The sequence below is a fragment of the Rhizobium sp. 42MFCr.1 genome (assembly GCF_000377185.1).
Classification (GTDB): Bacteria; Pseudomonadota; Alphaproteobacteria; order Rhizobiales; family Rhizobiaceae; genus Rhizobium; species Rhizobium altiplani.
On sequence record NZ_KB897821.1, the window covers coordinates 186,549 to 208,228 of the forward strand.

A 21,680-nucleotide genomic window follows, 5' to 3' on the forward strand; every position below is an offset into this window, starting at 1 on the left:
CGCCGTTTTCCGTCCCGCCGCGTAATATTAACCCATGACAAAAGATACGGCAGATGTCGCTCGTTTTTTTCGGGCAAAACGACATTGACAGCCTGGACATAGATCGCGTTGCACGTATGCCGCGAATTTCGCGATTCAGCATCTTGTGGGAAAAAGTGATTCAAAATCAATACTTAGCCGTGAACAAACACTGAATCATGCGGAGTCTGCGATTCGTCTCCGATTCGTTCTCAAGCTGTTCCGAATCGCAAAACGAGCAATCTGCAAGCTATTCGCGCAACAGAAAACTGCAGAGTAAATTCAAATCGGCCCTTGCGTTTGAGACAACGGCTGTCCATGTGTGTGCTGCTCGGAGAGGAGCTGACTTGACCTGGGGCACCCTCGCCTCATCTGCAGGACCATGACACTGACATCGCAGCCGATGATACTGAGTGGGCGCGGAGTAACCGCGGTGCTCGGACCAACCAATACCGGCAAGACGCATTATGCCATTGAGCGCATGGTTGCCCATGGCACCGGCGTGATCGGGCTGCCGCTGCGGCTGCTGGCGCGCGAGGTCTATACACGCGTCGCCGAAAAGGTCGGAATTCAAAACGTTGCGCTGGTAACGGGCGAAGAGAAAATATCGCCTCCCAACGCCCGCTTTTCGGTCTGCACCGTCGAGGCAATGCCACGCGAGACGAAGGCGGCGTTCGTCGCCATTGACGAGGTTCAACTCGCCGGCGACCTCGAGCGAGGGCACATCTTTACGGACCGGATCCTTCATCTGCGCGGCCGCGACGAGACGCTGTTGCTCGGCGCCGGTACAATGCGTCCGATCCTGCAGCAACTGCTCCCTGGAATTACCATCGTCGAGCGTCCCCGGCTTTCCCACCTGTTCTATGCCGGACAGAAGAAGATTACCCGCCTCCCGCAGCGCTCGGCGATCGTCGCCTTCTCTGCCGACGAAGTCTATGCGATTGCCGAGTTGATCCGCAGGCAGCGCGGCGGGGCCGCCGTCGTTCTCGGAGCCCTCAGTCCGCGCACCCGCAATGCGCAGGTGGCACTCTACCAAGCCGGCGATGTGGAATATCTGGTCGCCACGGATGCGATCGGCATGGGCCTCAATCTCGACGTCGACCACGTCGCCTTCGCGCAGGATCGCAAATTCGACGGCTATCAGTTTCGTAACCTCAACCCCGCCGAACTTGGGCAGATTGCCGGCCGTGCCGGTCGACATGTTCGCGACGGGACGTTTGGCGTCACCGGTCAGGTCGATCCCTTTGATGAGGAATTGGTTGAACGCATCGAAGGCCACGAGTTCGACAATGTGAAAGTGCTGCAGTGGCGCACGAAGAACCTCGACTTCAGCTCCCTGCATGCGCTCCGCGTGAGCCTTGAGACCGGCCCTACGGTTTCTGGCCTGACACGCGCGCTCCCCGCCGTCGACCAGCAAGCGCTGGAACATCTGTCGCGCTACCCCGAGATCATCGACCTTGCGAACAATCCGGCGCGCGTCGAGAAACTGTGGGAAGCCTGCGCGCTTCCTGACTATCGCCGCATTACACCGGCCCAACACGCCGATCTGATCTCCACCCTCTTTTCCGATCTCGTCCGCTATGGCACGGTAAACGAGGACTTCCTTGCCGAGCAGGTATATCGCGCGGATCGAACAGACGGTGAGATTGACACGCTTTCGGCGCGAATCGCGCAGATAAGGACTTGGACCTATGTATCGAATCGGCCCAATTGGCTTGCCGATCCGACACACTGGCAGGAAAAGACGCGGGAAATCGAAGATCGATTGTCCGATGCGTTACATGAAAGGTTGACGAAACGCTTTGTTGATCGCAGGACATCTGTGCTCATGAAGCGCCTGAGAGAGAATGCGATGCTGGAAGCTGAAATCAGTGTAAATGGCGATGTCTTCGTAGAAGGACATCATGTGGGGCAACTGTCGGGATTCCGGTTCACGCCCATTTCGGGAGCGGAGGGACCGGACGCTAAGGCTGTCCAGTCTGCTTCGCAGAAGGCGCTCGCTCTGGAATTCGAGGCACGTGCGGCTCGCCTCCATGCGGCCGGCAATGGCGATCTCGCGATCAGCTCCGACGGTTCGATCCGTTGGTTGGGCGACCCGGTGGCGCGCCTGGCAGGCAGCGATCATGTCATGCGCCCGCGTGTCATCATTCTCGCCGACGAGCAGTTGACCGGCAATGCCCGCGACCACGTGGCCGCTCGGATCGAGCGCTTCGTAAATCATCACATCAGCACCGTTCTGAAGCCGCTTGACGATCTGTCCCGCGCAGAGGACCTGCAGGGCCTTGCAAAGGGCCTGGCATTCCAGCTTGTCGAGAACCTCGGCGTACTGTTCCGGCGCGACGTGACCGAAGAAGTGAAGTCGCTGGATCAGGATGCGCGGGCCTCAATGCGCCGCTACGGTGTCCGCTTCGGCGCCTACCACATCTTCGTTCCGGCACTTCTCAAGCCCGCCCCGGCAGAGCTCATCACGCTCCTCTGGGCGTTGAAGAATGATGGCCTCGACAAGCCAGGTTATGGCGATCTCATTCCCGTGCTGGCGGCAGGCCGTACCTCGGTCGTTACCGATCCGGGCTTCGAGCGCACCTTCTACAAGCTGGCCGGCTTCCGGTTCCTTGGCAAACGCGCGGTCCGTATCGACATTCTGGAGCGCCTGGCCGACATTATTCGCCCGCTCCTTCAGTGGAAGCCGGGCCAGGCCAATCGTCCCGAAGGCGCTTATGACGGTCGCCGTTTCACGACGACAACCGCCATGCTTTCGATCCTCGGCGCAACGCTGGAGGACATGGAAGAGATCCTGAAGGGGCTCGGCTATCGCGCCGATGCCGTCAAGGCGGAAGAGGCAGCTGCCCATCTGTCGGCTCAGGACGCTGCCGCAGCGCCGGCGACCGAGACGGCGGTTGAGGATAATGCAGAGAAGGCAGATCACGACGATGCCGACAGCGCATCGGAGGAAGCCCCATCCGAAGCCCCAGCTGCTGTTGAAGCAGTGGCAGTCGAACAGCCGGTCATCGCAAATTCCGAAGAAGCCGAGGAGCCGAAGCCGGTCCTTCTCTGGCGCCTTGGTGGCCGTACGGACAACCAGCGTCAGGCTCGCAGCCCGGGCGAACGCCGTGGCGGCAACAATCGCGGCCAGGACCGGGGGTCCGAACATCGCCGCCAGGGTGCTGCGAATGGCGAGGGCCGCGACGGCAACCGCCAGCATCGCGGCAAGGATGGCGGCAAGCCACAGCAGGGACGCGGTGACCGCAACGAACAGCGTGGCGACCGTCAGGACCGTGGCGACCGCAAGGATCGCAACAACAACCGTGGCGGACCACAGCCGTTGCGCTTCGAGGCAAAGCCACCGCGCAAGGAAAAGCCGATCGATCCGGATTCTCCTTTCGCCAAGCTCGCTGCCTTGAAGGAGCAGATGAAGAAGTAAGCGGATGAGCAGTGAGACACAGCCAGGAAGCGGTTCGCGGCAGCGCATCGACAAGTGGCTGTTCTTCACGCGCATGGTAAAATCGCGCTCGCTGGCACAAAGCCACATTCAATCCGGGCATGTGCGGATCAATGGCGAGCGCGCCCTTCAACCGAGCCAGATGGTCAAGACGGGCGACAGGGTCGAGCTGGCGCTGGAGCGCCGCGATGTTGTCCTCATCGTCAAATCGGGCGGCGAGCGACGTGGTCCCTACGAGGAAGCCCGACTGCTCTATGAGGACCTGACTCCGCCACCCGACGAGGCAAAGCGCCTGACACCTTACGAACAGGCGATGCGCGCTACGGGCACGGGCAGACCCACGAAAAAGGACCGCCGTGCAATCGACAAGCTGATGTCGGACGACGATTAGAAAACTCTGTCCGAACAGCCGGGTTTTGCGACGTCTTTATTCTTGAAATCCGCAGACAAAGCCGATACGTCACAATCAACTTGCCGGATAGCGTAAATGCCTCCCCCGCATTTCACTGCTTCCTTTCCGGTTAGGGGAAAGGCGCGACGTTCCAGGTTGCCCGGCCCCATTGTGTGGAAGTCCTGGAGTTCTTCATGACCTATGTCGTGACCGACAATTGCATTCGTTGCAAATATACCGATTGCGTGGAAGTCTGCCCCGTCGACTGTTTCTATGAAGGCGAGAACTTCCTCGTCATTCATCCTGACGAATGCATCGACTGCGGCGTTTGCGAGCCGGAATGTCCTGCCGAAGCCATCAAGCCGGATACGGAGCCGGGCCTCGACAAGTGGCTCAAGGTCAACGCCGAATATGCGAGCATTTGGCCGAACATCACGATCAAGAAGGATGCCATGCCGGAAGCCAAGGAAATGGACGGCGAAACCGGCAAGTTCGAGAAGTACTTCTCGGAGAAGCCCGGAGCGGGCGACTGATCTTCCGGCCCCAAACCTCGGCCTGAAACCGGGTTCAGTGACGTAGAAAATGCCTGAAGCGTGTCTGCAGCATATGGGTGTCATGTGTTGCGCGCATGACTCAGGTGCAGCAAATTATTGATTTCGTCATATTTTTGTGATAGCTTGCCGACACTGATCCATTTGCGGCATGAAGTATGCCCAAACCACCACGAAAGCAAAACAAATCCAAAAACGCGGTTTCCGTGACATATCAACGCCTTGAGCTGTGAGGCTCTAAGCTTGTGCGCATGGAGATGTTTGTTTTTGTCCGGTGGGACCAGAAGTAAGTCACCCGACGGATCCGACCGTCTCATCCGGGCTTGACTGACCCGGCTCCGGCTGCAGCCGGGAGCGTAACAGGGAGTGTTTGAATAGAATGACGACCCAGCAGAAAAAACCTTCTTCCGCACGTCACGGCTTCAAGACCGGTGAATCGATCGTGTACCCCGCACATGGCGTCGGTACCATCAGCGCCATCGAAGAGCAAGAAGTAGCAGGCATGAAGCTTGAACTTTTCGTTATCGATTTCGAGAAGGACAAGATGCGCCTGAAAGTGCCGGTCGCCAAGGCCATGAGCATCGGCATGCGTAAGCTCTCCGAAACCGATTTCGTCGAGCGTGCATTGAAGGTTGTGCAGGGCAAGGCGCGCGTCAAGCGTACCATGTGGTCCCGTCGCGCCCAGGAATATGATGCGAAGATCAATTCCGGCGACCTCATTTCCATTGCTGAAGTTGTCCGCGATCTCTATCGCGCCGAGAACCAGCCGGAACAGTCCTATTCCGAACGCCAGCTGTATGAAGCTGCACTTGATCGCATGGCACGCGAAATCGCTGCCGTGAACAAGATGTCGGAAACCGAAGCCGTTCGCCTCGTCGAGACCAACCTCAACAAGGGTCCGAAGCGCGGCAAGGCAATCGAGGAAGACGAATCTCAGGATGAAGCTGCATAAGCTCTCCTTGTTTTTCCTGCAAAAAAACCCGGCCTTGTGCCGGGTTTTTTATTGGAACTTTTTCCGACGTGGCGCGTTTTAAAGATGTAGCTGCGGACCGCGTCGGGAACTGACATTACCCTCCTCGAACGCTCGCATCCTGGAAACGATCGATGAGGAGCGGATCATGCCTTCCACGTTCTGCCTATCCGGCAACTTGAAGAAACTGGTCCTACCCGGCCGTATTACCGGCGCATAAACCCTAAGCTAGGGCCCCATCTGGAAACGTCCAGAGTTCGGGGCCTTTATACGTTCAAGACATGAATTTGATCTGGGCAGCCAATGTCCGGAAGCAAGATTTCTTTGCCCTTTTTTGGCGTCACGCCTCAGGAGACCGATATGAAGAACATGTCAGCAGACCGGCGCATGATCAAAATCGCCATGGCGGCTCCCTACCTTGCTCGCGAAGAGGAACACGATCTCGCAATCCGCTGGAAGAACAATGATGATCGTGGTGCCCGCAACCAGATCGCCATGGCCCATATGCGTCTCGTTATCTCCATGGCCGGGAAATTTCGCAATTTCGGCCTGCCCATGAGCGACCTTGTCCAGGAAGGATACGTCGGTCTGCTGGAGGCCGCGGCCCGCTTCGAGCCCGAGCGCGATGTCCGCTTCTCCACCTATGCAAGCTGGTGGATCCGCGCCTCTATCCAGGACTACATCCTTCGCAATTGGTCGATTGTTCGCGGCGGTACGAGTTCTGCCCAGAAGGCCCTGTTCTTCAATCTTCGCCGTCTGCGCGCCAAGCTTGCCAGGGGCGACACGCAGCTCACGCTCCAGTCCATCCACCAGGAAATCGCGGCAGCCCTCGGCGTCAGCCTTTCAGACGTCCAGACAATGGACGCCAGGCTCTCGAGCAATGACGCCTCGCTCCAGGCGCCCTCAGTCTCGGGTGATGCCGACAGCGCCGAGAAGATGGATTTCCTCGTGAGCGACGATCCTCTGCCTGACGAGCAGGTATCGAACATGATCGACGGCGAGCGCCGTCGCAATTGGCTCGCTTCGGCCCTGAAGCACCTCAATGAGCGGGAAATGAAGATCATCAGCGCCCGCAGGCTCGCCGAAGATGGCGCTACGCTTGAGGAACTCGGTGCAGATCTCGGCATTTCCAAGGAGCGCGTCCGGCAGATCGAAAGCCGGGCGATGGAAAAACTCCGCAGCGCTCTCGTGAGTGCTGACCCGTATATGGCCGCATCGGCCTGAAAGAGCTTACTCCCCCAGTGATGCAATTGGCCCGGTGAAAACCGGGCCTCTTTTTATTCTGCAATAATCTTGACGCGGTCGCCGGGAGAGACAGCGGCGCCGGTCGGCAGGGCATTGATAAGCTTGAAGAGATCGAGCTTTCGATCCGTGCCCATCATCCGCGAAGCAAGCGTCGTGATGTTCTCGCCCGGCCGTACCTTGACGACCCGGACCCGCAGAGGCTTCAGGGAAGCCGTTTCATCCGGGGTCATGCGGCGGAAGCTTGCCCGCAAGACGTCGGCCGTCTGCTGCAAGACCGGGCTTCCCTTCGGGACGGCCGTCAGGAACCTGAAAATCTGCGCATTGTTGCGGATCACCGTGACGTCGAAATCCCATCGATCTGCACTCGCGCGTGCCGTTGCGGCCTCCATACCGTTGACCGTGATCTGCTGAATGGTCGACGGATCGAGACCGGTAACCCAGCCGCTCGAGATATAGTTGGTCAGGCTTTGGTTCTGGTTATCGGCAACACCATCGAAGCGGATTGCGATGTCGCCCGGACCGGTCGCCATAACCGCCTCGACCTTGTTGTCGATCTTGAAATCGGGAGGTACGTCGAAGCGAATGCCAAGCCCGCCATGCAGGAAGGTCTGGCCGCGGACATAGCCTTCCTCCGGGCTGTCGCCGTAGAGCAGGCCATCGATCCCATCGAGATAATAGTCCCTGCCCGTATCGCCAACCTTGCCTTCCTGGCCGAAGGCACGTGCATGATCGCGCGCGAGTTCGATGCGCTGCGCAGAGTTCGGGTGGCTGGAGAGGAAGTCGAGGCTCTGATCCGCCTCAGGATCGACCGACATGAAACGACTATAGGCGGCCATGGAGTCCAGGAACCGCGCAGCGGCATAGGGATCATAGCCTGCTTCACCAAGCATACGGACGCCGATCACGTCGGCCTGCAATTCCTGCTGCCGCGAGAAAGCAGCCAATCGGAGCTTGCCGCGCGCCAGAGCCTGCTTGCCGGCAATATCGCTCGACAGCACCTCGGCAACGACGCGGCTGGCAATGACTTCCGCCTCCTCGCGCTTCTGCCGTTCGATGCCGTGGTTTGCCGTAACGTGGCCCATCTCATGCGAGAGAACGGCAGCGACCTCGGATGCATCGTTGGCGAGCGCCAGCAGACCGCGTGTCACATAGAGATAACCGCCCGGCAGAGCGAATGCGTTGATAGCCGGGGAGTTCAGGATGGTGATGCGATAGGACTGGCTCGGGTTCTCGGAGACGGCTGTCAGCGCGCCCGTGATCCGGGCGACCAGGCGCTCGGTCTTTGCGTCCTTGTACTCGCCTCCATAGCTCGCAACGATGCGCGGATGTTCGCGCGCACCCATGGCCGCGCGCGGATCGTTCTTCTGGACTTCATCGACGATCTGCGGATTGGAGGACGGCGCAACGCTTGGCTGATAGGACTGCTCGAGAATGGACTGACAACCGTACAGCGCCATGCTCGTCGCACAGACGACCGAGGCTCGTCGCACCAGACGGCACGCAGACGAGAGCACATCACTGGAAGGCGCGGGGAATTTCCACGTCGGCATACTGTCCAGTCTGGCTCTCCAAGTCATCTTGCGTGTCAACCGGTCCGCTTCCGCGACCCGGCCGGTCTCATCGTGATTCAACAGGCGTCCGTCCCCGCTCTTGCACTGCACAATCGGGGACACAAGTCTTTGCTGTAACTGATTTCCGCATCGGTTGCATAGCGAGACTCTAAGTAAATGTGGCGCCGTTGTATTTTAGCAAGCCTAACGTGCTTTGAGTTTCCTCGGTCGCCTCAAATTATGGCGAAAGTGCCGTTGCGACTGCCAGATTCGTCAACTGCGGAGAAATTGCGTCAATCCTGGATGGTCCGCTCGGCCCAGAAATTCGTCAATTGGAGCCGCCACGACAATCCTGCCGTCTTCAAGGAAAAGACCGAAGTCTGCGATGCGTTTGACCTCGTCCGGATCGTGCGAGACGACGACGACGGTATTGCCGGTTTCACGATGCATGTCGAGCAGCAGCGCCGCCATTCCGTTTCGCAGACCGGGGTCGAGGGCCGCGAAGGGCTCGTCCAGCAGCAGCACCGGCCGGTTGCGAACAAGCGCGCGTGCAAAGGCTACCCGCTGCCGTTCCCCGCCGGAGAGCGTCCCTGGCATCCGCCGCTCGAAACCGGCGAGCCCCACCTTTTCAAGCGAAGACGAGATGGTTCGGCAATCTGCGGTCGTGAGTTTCAACGACGGGCTAATGCCAAGGCCGATGTTGGTAAAGATATCGAGGTGCGCGAACAGATTGTTGTCCTGGAAGACCAGGGAGACCGGCCGCTGCGCCGGGTAAACCTCGGTCACATCTTTTCCGGCGATCAGGATCCGCCCCTTGAGAGCCGTGTCGAAGCCGGCAAGCAGATTGAGGAAGGTTGACTTGCCGGCCCCGGACGTCCCCGTCACGGCAATCACGGCACCGGTGGGAAGCCGGCAATCAAACTGAAAATTCTGATTGCCGAGCTGAAGACCGACCTGCTGCATCTCGATCGCGAACTCAGGATCAACCATGGACGGCAACCTCTCGGCGCGCTGGGCCCATCGTACCGGCGATCGTGAGCAACAGGCAAACGACACCAAGGATCAACGCCAGCCCATCGGCATCGTTCGTCCGATAGCTGCCCATGCGGCTATAGACGAGCCATGGCAGGGTGACGAAGCTGTCCGAACCGAACAGCGCAACCGCGCCCAGATCGCCGAGCGACAGCGCCATCGCGAACGAAAATGCCGTAAGCATCGGCTTGAACAGAGCCGGCGTGTCGATGAGGCGCAGCCGTGCCCAACCTGTGACACCGAGGCTCGCCGCAAGCTTCTGCGTCCGATGCTTGTGGACGATGAAAGCCGGTTCAAGGACGCGCATCACAAAGGGCAGCGACATCAACGCGTTGATGGCGACAATCAGCACCGGAGCGACGGCGCTCGCGTTACCGAGATTTCTCAAGGCAATGAACCAACCGGTCGCAAGGACGATTGTCGGCACGAGCAACACCAGCGACGACGCGCCGCCCATGGCGGCAAAAAGAAACCTACTGCCGAAGGCCCCTGAACCCCGGAGAAGCGCCGTGCGGCGCGCGCTCACCAACGTCATCGAAATCAGCAAAGCGAGAGCAGCCGCCGAAATCGAGATAGCCAGACTGGTCGCAGCCGATTGCCAGAAGATGGGCTCGCGCAAGAGCTTCATCAGATCGGACCGCAGGCCGGCCAGGACCACGGACATTAAAGGGAGCGCTAGAAACAGCGTGGCAAGCAGCAGGACGCCACCATCCACAAGCCGCGCGCCCGGCAGTCGCCCATCCGGACGCCTGACAGGCTTGCCAACTGTCATCCCCTCATCCTTTGGAGCGGGAAGAAGCGACAGGGCTCCGAGGATCATTGATGTAAGTACGATCTGAAGCAGGGAAAGCGTAACAGCCCGGCCAGGGTCGAAATCGAAGCGCAGGGACTGATAGATGGCAACCTCGACCGTCGTTGCCGCAGGGCCTCCGCCCAATGTCAGCACAAGCGTGAAGCTAGTGGCGCACAGCATGAAGATTAGGCCGGCGATACCGGGGATGACCGAACGCAGGACCGGCCATTCGATGAAGCGAAAAGTCGATAGGGGGCGCATGCCCAAGCCACTCGCCATCAGCCAGTATTCCGATGGGACGCGCTCCAGTGCGGCCAGCATCAGGCGCGCCGCCAGAGGCATGTTGAAGAAGACATGCGCCAGCAGGATCCCCGAGAGCCCGTATATGCTGACCGGTTCCGCCAGGCCGAACTTAAGCAGCGCCGAGTTCATGATGCCCTGCCGCCCCCAGATACCGATCAATCCGAGCGCCCCGATCAGAACAGGAAGCCCCATCGGCACGGCCATCAGCCTGATAATCCAGATACGGCCGGGGAAATGCCGTTGACGCGCCAGGGCTTGCGCGACCGGAATGGCAAAAACGATGGAGAGCGCGGTGGAGAGCACGGCCTGCAACAGCGTGAAACGCAATATCCGCAGGATGTACGGTTCAACCACGGTCGCAAGAATCGACGAACCACCGCTCGAGAGAAGCAAGGCAAGGACCGCAAGGCCGACGAAAGCGATAATGCCGGCGAGGCTCGCAGCCCCGCCCAGCATCGCCCGTCGCATCTCGGCCTTGGTCAAGAGCATCAGTTCATGCTCATGGCAGCCAGCCACTCGTCGATCCAGGCTTTGCGATTCTCGGCAACTTCATCCGAGCTCATCAGAAAGGTCTTTGACGGATTCACGAGCTTGCCGAACGCATCCGGCAACGGCTGCGATGTCGCCGAAACCGGCATCATCCAGTTGTTGGTCGGAATGGTGTCCTGGAAGCCCGGCGTCACCATGAATTTCAGGAAATCGCGCGCAAGCTCCTTGTCGGGCGCATTTTTCAGCAGTCCGGCCACTTCGATCTGTATGTAATGGCCTTCTGAAAATGCAGCCGCCTGGTAGCGGTCCGTATTCTCCGCGACCATGTGATAGGCAGGCGACGTCGTGTAGGAAAGCACCATCGGTGCTTCCCCCTTGGTGAACAGCCCATAGGCCTCTGACCAACCGGGCGTTACCGTCAACACCCGCTTCTTGAGTTTTGCCCAGGCCTCCGGCGCCTTGTCGCCGTAGACGGATTTTACCCACAACAGGAGACCGAGCCCGGGCGTCGAGGTGCGTGGGTCCTCGATGACGATCTTCTGCGCAGGGTCGCCTTCGACTAGATCCTTCATGCTTTGCGGAGGGTTCTTGATCGTCTGCGTGTCATAGATGACAGCGAAGTGGCCATAGTCGTACGGCACGAATACATCGTCCTTGTAGCCGCCCGGCACCTTGAGCCCGCCGACATCGATGCCGCTCGTATCGAACAGGCCGGTCGCCTTCGCTTCCGTGGTCAGGTTGGTATCCAGGCCAAGCACGACATCTGCCTTCGTGCCGGCGCCTTCGAGCTTAAGACGCGACAGCAGTGCCACACCATCCGCCACGCTGACGAAATTGACGTTGCAGCCGCAGGTCTTCTCGAACGCTTCCTTGACCTTCGGCCCCGGACCCCATTCGGATGTGAAGCTTTCATAAGTGTAGACGGTAAGCGTCTTGTCTGCCGCCTGCGCGTCCGCGCCGGCTAGGGCTTCAGTCGCAATGAAGATCGTGGCAAGCAACGAACGGCTCAGGGATTTGAATTTGAACATGGCACCTCTCCTCTGGTTTGCTTGAAGGGGAAAAGGGCGGTGCCAGATGTCACGCGTCTAATCCCTCCGCCGGTGTTAGCCGGATCAGGTTCCGCGGGTTGGCTTTCAGCCTCTCAGCCGCGTGCCTGATGGCACGGGCACCCCGTTAGAGCGCTTGAGATGTATCGCCACGCTAGGCGTCTTGCAAGAGGCGGCCTTAGGCCGCCATCGGCATTTACTCGGCGGCTTCGGCCCTTGCCGCCGGCCGCACCTCTACCACGCGGGGCAACTGCGTCGGTTTCAGCATCAAGGCGGCACAAAGGCCGATGAGAGCGATCGCGCAGGATGCCATGAAAAGCGGCGTGAACGCGCTGGCATAGGCGTCGGCGACGGCTTGACGCGCCTGTTCCGGCAACGCCGCCAGCATCCTTGGCGTCAGTTGCTCGATATCGGTCACGCCGGGAATGGAGAGTCCGGTCTTGCTGAGCTGCGAGCCGATGATCGCGCCATAAATGGAGATGGCGATCGATGCGCCGCCCATGCGCGACAGCGTCACCGATCCCGTTGCGGCGCCGACGTCGCGCGCCGGAGCGGCATTCTGGACGCCGATGACCGGGACCTGCTGTGCAAGGCCGACGCCGAAGCCGTGGAGAGCCATCACCGCCCCGATCACCATGACCGGTGTTCCGACATGAACCTGAGTGAGCAGCGCAAACGCGATGGCACTGCAGGTCAGGCTTGCGATCGCGAAGGGCTTGTAGCGCCCGGTGATGGAGATGATGCGACCGGCCGACAGCGACCCGCAGACGATGCCGCCGGTCAGAAGAATGAAGAACGCTCCGGCCGCCGATGGCGAGAGGCCGGTCGTCGTCTGCAGGAACAACGCGAAATAATTGACCATGCCGATGCCGATCGCGCCGCTCATGATCGACATGATGAGCAACAGGCTGAATGTCGAATTGCGAAACAGTGACAGGGGAACGATCGGCTCGGCGGCGCGTCGCTCGACGAAGATCCAACCGATGGCCGCCGCTACACCGAGCGCCATGATCGCCAGGCTTTGAGGAGCAACAAGCGAGCCGAAAACCTGAGAGCCATCGGCGGCAAGAACGATGCTAGCCGTCGTCAAGGCGAGCAGCAGGGCGCCGGCGTAATCGATCTTCGGACGGCGGTTGGGCTTCCGGTAGGGCAGCATCAAGGCCAGACCGACAAGGACGACGAAACCGATCGGAACATTGACGAGGAAGATCGAGCGCCAGCCGAAGAGATCGCTCATTGCCCCGCCAAGGACGGGTCCGATAGCGCCCGACGCCATCAGAACGAGGCTGGAATAGCTCTGGTAACGCGCCCGTTCGCGCGGTTCGAAGAGGTCGGCGTTGACGGCGAAGATCGACACCATGATGCCGCCGCCGCCAAGCCCCTGCAGCACGCGGGCCGCAATCAGCGTGTTCATGGATACCGCCAGTCCGCAAACGGCGGAACCGACCGTGAAGATCATGATCGCGGCCATCATCACATACTTGCGGCCGAAGAGGTCACCGAGCTTGCCGTAAAGCGGCATCACCGCGCTCACGGCGAGAAGATAGGCGGAGCCGACCCAGCTGAACCGCTCGAGGTGGCCGAACTCGCCGACGATCGTCGGCAAAGCCGTTGCGACGATCTGGTTGTCGAGTGTCGCCATGAACATGGCTGCCATCAGGAAAAGGAAGAGGATGAACCGCCGGCGGTGATCCGTCACAAGCGGCGCTGCGGCAATTTGAGTATCCATGAAGCGTCGTTCCAAATTGGAGAGTGGCCATTTATGTGCTGTTAGCATATATTTGTCAACGTCACTTGATTGACATTGGCATATTCTCAATTGACGCCTGAGATGCTATGTTACCGCAATGAACGAGAGCTTGACGAATCCGACCGAGACTGACGCCGAGACGCATGAGCCGGACATCCTGCGCATTGGGCAAAGCATGACCCGTATGCGTCTCATGACCGGGCGGAGACTGATCGGTCGGCTCGCGATCCAAAGTGTCGCACCGGGCCTCGAGCTGTCACACCTCGACGTGCTGGACGCTGTGCGGCGTGCACAAGAGGCTGGCGACGTAACGGTTGGGACGATTGCCGAGATGATGCGGATCGACCCCTCGCGCGCAAGCCGCATCGTCGCGGAAATGGTGGGGCGGAATATTCTGCGGCGAAAGGCATCTCAGGCGGATGCGCGGCGGATCATCGTCGTGATGACGCCGCTCGGGCAGAGGTTGCTGTCGGAAATACGCGCGCAGAAGCTCGCATTCGTTTCCGAAGTGGTCAAAGACTGGAAGCCGGAAGAGATCGAGGCGTTCGGAGAGCTATTCGAGAAGTTCATTTCCGGCTTCGAAAGTGTTTTTGAGGCTCGCGTCAAGGATATCGCTGACGAAGCCTGAGCGGCGGCCCTTTCCCTTCCCCCCTGGTTTGCGCTATGGGCAGTGCCCATGAGCCAATCCACCTTCACCATTCTGCTTGGCGGCGAGTTGCAGATAACCGACCGCCTGCGACATGCCATCTCGGGCAGCCGTTTCATAGCCGCCGATGGTGGCATGCGTCATGCGGCAACACTCGGCGTCGTTCCGGAATTGTGGGTCGGCGATTTCGATTCCACGCCGGCGGATCTCGAAGCCGCTTTTCCTGACGTCCCCAGGCAACCTTATCCCGCTGCCAAGGCCTCAACCGACGGCGAGATTGCGGTTGCGGAAGCGGTCGCCCGCGGCGCGAAACGCCTCGTCTTGGCCGGCGCCCTTGCAGGCGAACGTTCCGACCATGCCATCCAGCACCTGCTCTATGCCGTCAGCCTGGCGGAGCAGGGTTATGACGTACTGCTCACGTCTGGCAGCGAAGAGGCTGTGCCGCTGATTTCAGGCGCAATCGAACTGGACCTGCCACCAGGCAGTCTCTTTTCGGTGCCTGGCTTCAGCGAACTTCGCGGCCTGACAATCGAAAACGCGCGCTACCCGCTTGCCGACTTCCATTTGCCCTTCGGCTCGTCACGCACCATTTCCAATGTCGCGAAAGGCAAAGTGCGCTTTTCGCTCGAGAGCGGCCGCGCCATTGTGCTCGCCCGCCCCTATGATCTTTCCGGAGTCTGATCTTTGGCGCCTCCCATTCTGAAACTCGACGACGTCTTTCTCAGCTTCGGCGGCACGCCATTGCTTGCCGGCGCCGCCCTGCAGGTGGAGCCCGGAGACAAGATCTGTCTCGTCGGCCGCAACGGCTCCGGGAAGTCGACGTTGCTGAAGATTGCTGCCGGTCTCGTCGAAGCACAGTCGGGAGAGGTCTTCCGCCACCCCTCCTCGACCGTGCGTTATCTCGAACAGGCTCCCGATTTCACCGGATTCAAGACGGTGCAGGCCTATGCCGAAGCCGGCCTCGGCCCGGGTGACGATCACTATCGCGTCACCTATCTCCTCTCGCATCTCGGCCTCACCGGTGAGGAAGATCCACAAAACCTCTCGGGCGGAGAAGCCCGCCGCGCTGCCCTCGCCCGCGTACTCGCGCCAGAACCCGACATCCTGCTGCTCGATGAGCCGACCAACCATCTCGACCTGCCGACCATCGAATGGCTGGAAGGCGAACTGCAGAAGAGCCGCAGTGCGCTCGTCCTGATCTCCCACGACCGCCGTTTCCTGGAGAAGGTTTCAACGGCAACAGTCTGGCTCGACCGCGGCGCATCGCGGCGGCTCGACAGGGGTTTTGCCCATTTCGAAGCCTGGCGTGACCAGGTTCTGGAGGCGGAAGAGCTCGAGCAGCACAAGCTCGGCAAGGCGATCGAGCGCGAAGAGCATTGGCTGCGCTACGGCGTCACGGCCCGGCGCAAGCGCAACATGCGCCGGCTTGGCGAACTGCAGACCATGCGTACTCAGTATCGCGGCCACAAAGGTCCGCAGGGCACCGTGCAGGCAACGGTTTCCGATGCGCAGGAGTCCGGCAAGCTCGTCATCGAAGCCGAGAAGATCACGAAGACCTTCGGCGACCGGCCGATCGTCGCTCCCTTTTCCATCCGCGTGCATCGCGGTGATTGCATCGGTCTCGTCGGCCCGAACGGCGCCGGCAAAACCACGCTGTTGAAGATGCTGACCGGGCAGCTCTTGCCGGACAGCGGCACGGTCAAGCTCGGGACCAATCTGGAAATCGCGACGCTGGATCAGAAGCGCGAAGACCTCAATCCGGAAGAGACGCTCGCCCATTACCTGACCGATGGCCGCGGCGAGAACCTCCTCGTCAACGGCGAGCAGCGGCACGTGACCGGCTATATGAAGGAGTTCCTGTTCCAGCCCGAGCAGGCACGCACGCCGATCAGGAACCTTTCAGGCGGCGAGCGCGCACGGCTGATGCTGGCCCGCATCATGTCGCGCCCGGCGAATCTGTTGATCCTCGACGAGCCGACCAACGACCTTGATATCGAGACGCTGGATCTGCTGCAGGAAATCGTCGCCGGCTTCCCCGGCACCGTGATTCTCGTCAGCCACGACCGCGATTTCCTCGACCGCACGGTGACGTCGACAATCGCGCCGGCTGTGCCGGATGCACCTGACGGTCGCTGGATCGAGTATGCCGGCGGCTATTCGGACATGCTGGCACAACGAAAGGGCGCTATCGACGAGCGACGGAAGGCCGAGAAGGCGGCCGAACGAGCGAAGCCGCAGGAGGCAGCCGCTTCCGCCGAAACGGCAAAAGGAAAAGGCAAGCTTTCCTACAAGCAGAAGTTCGCGCTCGAAAATCTTCCGAAGGAAATGGCCAAGGCGGAAGCCGAAATCGCCAAGCGCGAAGAGCGGATGGCAGATCCCAGCCTGTTCAGCAAAGACCCCACCACGTTCAATCGCCTAGCGGCCGAGATGGAGAAATTCCGCGACAGCCTGACGAAGATGGAGGAGGAATGGCTGGAGCTTGAGATGCTGCGGGAGGAGTTGGAGGGCTGAGACAGCACACCCTCCCATTCCGCCCCATCTGTTGCTGGGCAATCTGGCTTCACTTTTCATTGATTCGTCAGCCTTCGACCGGCGGGACTAAGCTGCGCCCCGTAGCCGCAGTTCGTACGACGGCAAGGATGCAGATCATGCCACACAATCTCAACGCATTGACCGGGCTCGTCTGGGCCGCGGGTTTCCTCACTATGGCGTCACACGGCGCGCTTGCCCAGGAGGCGCAACGCGTGCGCGGTGCGATCGAAAGCCTGAACGGCAACACGCTGGTGGTGAAAACGCGAGAGGGCACCGAGCAGACGGTAAAATTGAAGCCGGATTGGAAGGTCCGCGGCATCAGGAAGGCTTCCGTGGAAGACATCAAGCCAGGGGATTTCGTTGGCGTCGCCTCGTTGCCGAAAGCCGATGGCGGCGATGGTGCTCTAGAAGTGCTGATCTTTCCAGCAGCCATGAAAGGCACCGGAGAAGGCAGTCGCCCCTGGGACCTGAAGCCGAACAGCACGATGACCAACGCAACCGTGGCTAAGGCCGTCAAGGCAGTCGACGGCCACACCATCACGCTCACCTATCAGGGCAAGGAAAAGACGATATCCATTGCCGACGATACACCCATCGTTACCATCGCGCCTGCGGGAAAGAAGGATCTTGTCGCAGGAGCGCGCGTGATCGTAATGGGTGAAAAAGCTGCGGACGGCACTGTGTCCTCGGCGAATGTCACGGTCGGCACAAACGGCGCCGTACCGCCGATGTAAGTGATCAGAGTGCTGGTGCCGGCGCGTTCGGCGCCTTTGCCACGACCTTCATCTCAGGCTTCGCGTGCAGCGCTTCAAGATGCAGAACGCGTGGCTTGAAAGTCTCGACGTATGTGTCTGACCGACCGATGTAGATCATCGTTGCCTCAGGCATGGAAGCGAGGACCTGCATCATCGTCGATTGCCATTCCGGCTCCATGCCCTCCAGCACTTCGTCGAATACAATCCATTTCGGCCGCACGAGAAGCAGGCGAGCGAAACCGATCGCCCGCTGCTCGTCTGAGTCAAGCAGCTTGTCCCAGCGGGCTCGGGTATCAAGCCGGGAAACCAGATTTTGGAGACCTGCCTTTTCCAGCGCCGTAACGACATCGGCATTCTGATAGGCGTCCACGGGTTCCGGAAACGCCAATGCTTCGCGAAGGGTACCACCCGGAATGTAGGCCGATTGCGGGACGAAAAGCATGTCGTCCGTGGGCGGCAAGCCGATCTTGCCGCCGCCGCACGGCCAAAGCTCGGAAAGCGCAAGGAAGAGCAATTTGCGATTCACGTTGTGGTCGCCGTTGATCATGACCTTTTCGCCGGCCTTGATCGTCACCGCGCCTTCGTGCATGCGGAAACCACCGCACTGGTCGATGTCCTCACCGATCTTGGCGGCGATCCGGACATGCTCCAGCGTCAGGTTTCCGGAAGGGTTCCGTTCGTACTTGATCGTTCCCTTCATATTGATCTCGTCATTCATGCTGGTGAGCGCCTGCCGGAAATCGGTGACGCGCATCAGGGTGGCGCGCCATTCGGCGATGGGACCGAAATTCGCGACATACCAGCGAAGGGCCGTGTTGACCTGGTTGAAGGCGCCCACGGACACCATCAGCTGGCCAAACGTCAGGCCGCCGGAGAAGTAGGCGGGTGCGGCAACAATGATCGGGATGACAACGACGAGCCAACCGTAGCCGGCCGATACCCAGGTGAGGTTGACGTTGGCCATCGCCACCCGCTTGATGACGGCAAGCACCGCACTGATGTCGGTGTCGATACGTTTCTGCTCATTCTCCTCGCCGCGTGCCACGGTAATCGCCGGCATGTTCTCGTTGGCATGCATCAGCGCGAAGCGAAGCTCTGCTTCCTTCGAGAAACGATCCGCATTGAGCTTTACAAGCTTGCGGCCCACCAGTTGGCTGAGAATCGATGCGGACGCCGCATAAAAGATCGCAGCCCAAACCATATAGCCCGGAATGGAAAAGGAATGCGTGCCGAAACGGAAGATAAAGCCGCTTGAGAGATCCCACAGAACGCCGATGAAACTGATCAGCAGGATCGTCGCCTGCACCAGCCCGATCATCAGGCTCGTGGTGCTTTCCGCGAGGTTGCGGGCGTCTTCGTGCAAGCGCTGATCGGGATTGACGCCGATGAGGCCGCTGGCCGAAAGCCGAAGCGCACGCTTGCGCTGAAGCCACTGGTTGACAAGATCACGCGTCAGGCCTTCGCGCATGTAGACCGCGGTCATCTGATTGAGCCAGGCCTGCACGACGTTGAGCAGCAGCAGCATGCCGGCGATCAACGCGAAGACCTTCAACTGATGGAAGAAGCCGGGCAGATCACGCCGCGCGATGCTGTCGTAAAATGGCGCGTTCCACTGGTTGAGAATGACGGTTGCATAGGCGGTCGCAAGAATGATGGCGATCAGCGCAGTAGCGATCACCAAGACCCTTCCCCGCACGGGCGAATGCCAGAAAGCCGAGAACATGACCCTCAAGCGATAGCCCAGGCTCAGGTCGTATCCTACTCTGTCCTGCCCTTGAATGCTTGGCCTGCCTTTGAGGTCATCTGCCATTACGCGTCCCTAGTCGTCATTCTACTTCAATAAACGTGGTGATTCGCTGTGTCCACCAACAGATTCTAGCAACCTTTAACGTGTGAGTGACTTCGCATCGACCCCACTCTTCGTATGAGCAATTGATTCGCAGCCCGACTGGCGCTATTTAAGGCAATCCGTGGTGATTTGGCCGGCCGGCTTGCAGCCACGTTAAAGAAGTTGCTAAAGGGCCGCGTGCGGACCGATAGCGATATATTCGTTTCTTTGATCGAGTGACCGCAATGCCCATCAAGATCCCCGATACCTTGCCTGCGTTTGAAACCCTGGTTCAGGAAGGCGTACGCGTGATGACCGAGACGGCGGCAATCCGTCAGGACATCCGGCCGCTGCAGATCGGGCTTCTCAACCTCATGCCCAACAAGATCAAGACGGAATTGCAAATGGCCCGCCTGGTCGGCGCTTCGCCGCTGCAGGTGGAGCTTTCGCTCATCCGCGTGGGCAACCATAAAGCAAAGAACACCTCGGAAGACCATCTTCTCGCCTTCTACCAGACGTGGGAGGAAGTGAAGGACCGCAAGTTCGACGGCTTCATCACAACAGGCGCGCCGATCGAGACACTGCCCTATGAGGACGTGAACTATTGGGGTGAAATGCAGCAGATTTTCGACTGGACGGAAACCAACGTCCATTCGTCGATGAACGTCTGCTGGGGCGCGATGGCCGCGATCTATCATTTCCACGGCGTTCCGAAGTACGAACTCAAGGAGAAGGCCTTCGGTGTCTACCGACACCGGAATCTGAAGCCGTCGTCGGTCTACCTGAACGGTTTCTCCGACAATTTCGAAGTGCCCGTGTCGCGCTGGACCGAGGTTCGCCGCAGCGACATCGAAAAGTCACCAGACCTGGAGATCCTGATGGAATCCAGCGAAATGGGCGTCTGCCTGGTGCATGAACGCAAGGGCAAGCGGCTCTATATGTTCAATCATGTGGAGTACGATTCAACGTCGCTCTCGGACGAGTACTTCCGCGACGTGAATGCCGGCGTGCCGATCAAGATGCCGCACAACTATTTCCCGCACAACGATCCGTCGCTGGCGCCGCAAAATCGCTGGCGCAGCCACGCGCACCTGTTGTTCGGCAACTGGATCAACGAGATCTACCAGACGACACCTTACGATCTCAACGACATCGGCAAGGGCAACTGACAGAAGCCGATGCTAAGCGGCCGCGCCTAGTCTGACCGTGCTTCTTTTTTACGACACCCGTTGCGGTTTGCGGCAAATGGGGGCAGGTTCCCTGCCTCAATTAAAGATATATCTGGATGGTCGCTATGGCGGAAATGTTGAAACGGGAAGTTTTTGGGCAAACCCAGTCGGGCGAGACTGTCTTTCGTGTCGAGATCAAGGGTGGCGGGCTGACCGCCAAGATCATCACCTGGGGCGCCGTCATTCAGGATCTCCGCCTTGACGGTCACGATGCGCCGCTGCTGCTTGGCTTCGACGATTTTGACAGCTACCCCGCCCACTCCTCTTATTTTGGAGCGACGCCTGGGCGCTGCGCAAACCGCATCGGCGGCGGCAAGTTCACCTTGGATGGCAAGAACTATCAACTCGATCTCAACGAGAAGGGCGTTACCCATCTTCACGGCGGCAAGGACAACATCGCCAAGCGGAACTGGACAATCGTCGAGCATGATGCCGACCGCGTCGTGTTGAAGATCGTCGATCCCGACGGTCGCGGCGGCTATCCGGGCAACTGCACCATCCAGGCGACGTACCGGGTACACGGCAACGGCGAATTTTCCGTGACCTACGAATCGACGAGCGATCAACCGACGATCGCTAACGTCTGCCAGCATGCCTATTTCAACCTCGACGGCCGCGACGATGCGCTCGGCCACGACATCATGATTGCAGCCGACGGCTACCTCGTGACGAATGAGTTGCAGATCCCGACCGGAGAGGTACGGCCCGTCGCCGGAACGGTTTTCGACTTCCGCGAGATGTCGCCCATGAAGCGGTTCGACGGTAGCGAACAGGCGCTCTACGATCACAATTTCTGCCTCTCCACCGAACGCACCGCAAAGCGCTCCGTCGCGCTTGCCCGCAGCCTGAACTCAGGCGTTTCGCTGGAAGTTCGCACCACGGAGCCCGGCGTACAGTTCTACGCCGGCTTCAAACTCGACGTGCCTGTGCCAGGCCTCGATGGACGCAAGTATGGTCCCTTCGCCGGCTTCTGCCTGGAAACACAGATCTGGCCGGATGCGATCAACCACGAGGGCTTCCCCGATGCCGTTTTGCGCCCGGGTGAAGTGTTGCGTCAGGAAACGGATTACATTTTCTCGAAGAGCTAACGCTCTCGCCTTGTTCTCGAATGAG

17 protein-coding genes and 2 riboswitches are annotated in these 21,680 nt (G+C 59.8%); of the genes, 11 read left to right on the top strand and 6 right to left on the bottom strand.

The genetic code is table 11. The features are described from left to right. The first annotated feature begins 400 nt into the window (after positions 1–400). From C934_RS0106445 to C934_RS0106465, 5 genes are all read left to right on the top strand, one after another. Entirely contained in the window at positions 401–3,439 is a 3,039-nt protein-coding gene (locus C934_RS0106445; RefSeq protein ID WP_026371605.1) for a helicase-related protein, read from the top strand. 4 nt (positions 3,440–3,443) lie between these two features. Continuing rightward, positions 3,444–3,848 carry an RNA-binding S4 domain-containing protein gene (locus C934_RS0106450; RefSeq protein ID WP_018855884.1) on the top strand — a complete coding sequence of 135 codons (405 nt, stop codon included), beginning with the start codon at positions 3,444–3,446 and terminating at the stop codon, positions 3,846–3,848. 194 nt (positions 3,849–4,042) lie between these two features. Next, positions 4,043–4,381, top strand: a complete 339-nt coding sequence (gene fdxA / locus C934_RS0106455; RefSeq protein ID WP_025658085.1) for a ferredoxin FdxA — start codon at positions 4,043–4,045, stop codon at positions 4,379–4,381. Positions 4,382–4,778: 397 nt separating this feature from the next. Then, positions 4,779–5,351 carry a CarD family transcriptional regulator gene (locus C934_RS0106460; RefSeq protein WP_007528356.1) on the top strand — a complete coding sequence of 191 codons (573 nt, stop codon included), beginning with the start codon at positions 4,779–4,781 and terminating at the stop codon, positions 5,349–5,351. A gap of 378 nt (positions 5,352–5,729) precedes the next feature. Then, on the top strand, positions 5,730–6,593 hold the full coding sequence (locus C934_RS0106465; RefSeq protein WP_018855886.1) for an RNA polymerase factor sigma-32: 864 nt from the start codon (positions 5,730–5,732) through the stop codon (positions 6,591–6,593). Positions 6,594–6,646: 53 nt separating this feature from the next. On the opposite strand, the gene C934_RS0106470 is transcribed toward C934_RS0106465, so the two are convergent. The 5 genes from C934_RS0106470 to C934_RS0106490 form a co-directional block, all read right to left on the bottom strand. Further along, positions 6,647–8,191, bottom strand: a complete 1,545-nt coding sequence (locus C934_RS0106470) for a M48 family metalloprotease (protein ID WP_026371606.1) — start codon at positions 8,189–8,191, stop codon at positions 6,647–6,649. Between the two features lie 246 nt (positions 8,192–8,437). After that, a complete protein-coding gene (locus C934_RS0106475) occupies positions 8,438–9,154 on the bottom strand; it encodes a thiamine ABC transporter ATP-binding protein (protein WP_018855888.1) in 717 nt (238 codons plus the stop codon). Continuing rightward, complete coding sequence (thiP, locus tag C934_RS0106480) at positions 9,147–10,781, bottom strand: thiamine/thiamine pyrophosphate ABC transporter permease ThiP (RefSeq protein WP_018855889.1); 1,635 nt, start codon at positions 10,779–10,781, stop codon at positions 9,147–9,149. The genes C934_RS0106475 and thiP overlap by 8 nt, the downstream gene beginning before the upstream one ends. Beyond that, the gene (thiB, locus tag C934_RS0106485; protein WP_018855890.1) at positions 10,781–11,809 is read right to left on the bottom strand and encodes a thiamine ABC transporter substrate binding subunit; all 1,029 of its coding nucleotides are present in this window, start codon (positions 11,807–11,809) and stop codon (positions 10,781–10,783) included. Before thiB ends, thiP begins: the two co-directional genes overlap by 1 nt. Positions 11,810–11,853: 44 nt before the next feature. Continuing rightward, positions 11,854–11,964: riboswitch (TPP riboswitch) on the bottom strand. A gap of 59 nt (positions 11,965–12,023) precedes the next feature. Continuing rightward, the gene (locus C934_RS0106490; protein ID WP_018855891.1) at positions 12,024–13,556 is read right to left on the bottom strand and encodes an MDR family MFS transporter; all 1,533 of its coding nucleotides are present in this window, start codon (positions 13,554–13,556) and stop codon (positions 12,024–12,026) included. 118 nt (positions 13,557–13,674) lie between these two features. Between C934_RS0106490 and C934_RS0106495 the strand changes: the two genes are divergently transcribed. The 4 genes from C934_RS0106495 (at position 13,675) to C934_RS0106510 (ending at position 17,489) form a co-directional block, all read left to right on the top strand. Next, positions 13,675–14,205 (top strand): MarR family winged helix-turn-helix transcriptional regulator, encoded by a 531-nt coding sequence (locus tag C934_RS0106495; protein ID WP_018855892.1) that lies wholly within the window; start codon positions 13,675–13,677, stop codon positions 14,203–14,205. 48 nt (positions 14,206–14,253) lie between these two features. Beyond that, on the top strand, positions 14,254–14,904 hold the full coding sequence (locus tag C934_RS0106500; RefSeq protein WP_018855893.1) for a thiamine diphosphokinase: 651 nt from the start codon (positions 14,254–14,256) through the stop codon (positions 14,902–14,904). Between the two features lie 3 nt (positions 14,905–14,907). After that, positions 14,908–16,734, top strand: coding sequence for an ABC-F family ATP-binding cassette domain-containing protein (locus C934_RS0106505; protein ID WP_018855894.1), 1,827 nt, complete (start codon positions 14,908–14,910; stop codon positions 16,732–16,734). Between the two features lie 194 nt (positions 16,735–16,928). Then, positions 16,929–17,489: a DUF5666 domain-containing protein gene (locus C934_RS0106510; protein ID WP_245267918.1), complete on the top strand. Its 561-nt coding sequence runs from the start codon at positions 16,929–16,931 to the stop codon at positions 17,487–17,489. A 4-nt stretch (positions 17,490–17,493) separates the two neighbouring features. On the opposite strand, the gene C934_RS0106515 is transcribed toward C934_RS0106510, so the two are convergent. Then, a complete protein-coding gene (locus C934_RS0106515; protein ID WP_026371607.1) occupies positions 17,494–19,320 on the bottom strand; it encodes an ABC transporter ATP-binding protein/permease in 1,827 nt (608 codons plus the stop codon). A gap of 150 nt (positions 19,321–19,470) precedes the next feature. Beyond that, a riboswitch (SAM riboswitch) is annotated at positions 19,471–19,548 on the top strand. A 35-nt stretch (positions 19,549–19,583) separates the two neighbouring features. Between C934_RS0106515 and metA the strand changes: the two genes are divergently transcribed. Beyond that, positions 19,584–20,507, top strand: a complete 924-nt coding sequence (metA, locus tag C934_RS0106520) for a homoserine O-acetyltransferase MetA (RefSeq protein WP_018855897.1) — start codon at positions 19,584–19,586, stop codon at positions 20,505–20,507. A gap of 125 nt (positions 20,508–20,632) precedes the next feature. Beyond that, complete coding sequence (locus C934_RS0106525; RefSeq protein ID WP_018855898.1) at positions 20,633–21,655, top strand: aldose epimerase family protein; 1,023 nt, start codon at positions 20,633–20,635, stop codon at positions 21,653–21,655. Positions 21,656–21,680: the final 25 nt, after the last annotated feature.

Bases quoted from the DNA above. Each gene is read 5' to 3' on its own strand.
- C934_RS0106445 (WP_026371605.1), top strand. From the start codon at position 401: ATGACACTGACATCGCAGCCGATGATACTGAGTGGGCGCGGAGTAACC.
- C934_RS0106450 (WP_018855884.1), top strand. From the start codon at position 3,444: ATGAGCAGTGAGACACAGCCAGGAAGCGGTTCGCGGCAGCGCATCGAC.
- fdxA (WP_025658085.1), top strand. From the start codon at position 4,043: ATGACCTATGTCGTGACCGACAATTGCATTCGTTGCAAATATACCGAT.
- C934_RS0106460 (WP_007528356.1), top strand. From the start codon at position 4,779: ATGACGACCCAGCAGAAAAAACCTTCTTCCGCACGTCACGGCTTCAAG.
- C934_RS0106465 (WP_018855886.1), top strand. From the start codon at position 5,730: ATGAAGAACATGTCAGCAGACCGGCGCATGATCAAAATCGCCATGGCG.
- C934_RS0106470 (WP_026371606.1), bottom strand. From the start codon at position 8,191: ATGACTTGGAGAGCCAGACTGGACAGTATGCCGACGTGGAAATTCCCC.
- C934_RS0106475 (WP_018855888.1), bottom strand. From the start codon at position 9,154: ATGGTTGATCCTGAGTTCGCGATCGAGATGCAGCAGGTCGGTCTTCAG.
- thiP (WP_018855889.1), bottom strand. From the start codon at position 10,781: ATGCTCTTGACCAAGGCCGAGATGCGACGGGCGATGCTGGGCGGGGCT.
- thiB (WP_018855890.1), bottom strand. From the start codon at position 11,809: ATGTTCAAATTCAAATCCCTGAGCCGTTCGTTGCTTGCCACGATCTTC.
- C934_RS0106490 (WP_018855891.1), bottom strand. From the start codon at position 13,556: ATGGATACTCAAATTGCCGCAGCGCCGCTTGTGACGGATCACCGCCGG.
- C934_RS0106495 (WP_018855892.1), top strand. From the start codon at position 13,675: ATGAACGAGAGCTTGACGAATCCGACCGAGACTGACGCCGAGACGCAT.
- C934_RS0106500 (WP_018855893.1), top strand. From the start codon at position 14,254: ATGAGCCAATCCACCTTCACCATTCTGCTTGGCGGCGAGTTGCAGATA.
- C934_RS0106510 (WP_245267918.1), top strand. From the start codon at position 16,929: ATGGCGTCACACGGCGCGCTTGCCCAGGAGGCGCAACGCGTGCGCGGT.
- C934_RS0106515 (WP_026371607.1), bottom strand. From the start codon at position 19,320: ATGGCAGATGACCTCAAAGGCAGGCCAAGCATTCAAGGGCAGGACAGA.
- metA (WP_018855897.1), top strand. From the start codon at position 19,584: ATGCCCATCAAGATCCCCGATACCTTGCCTGCGTTTGAAACCCTGGTT.
- C934_RS0106525 (WP_018855898.1), top strand. From the start codon at position 20,633: ATGGCGGAAATGTTGAAACGGGAAGTTTTTGGGCAAACCCAGTCGGGC.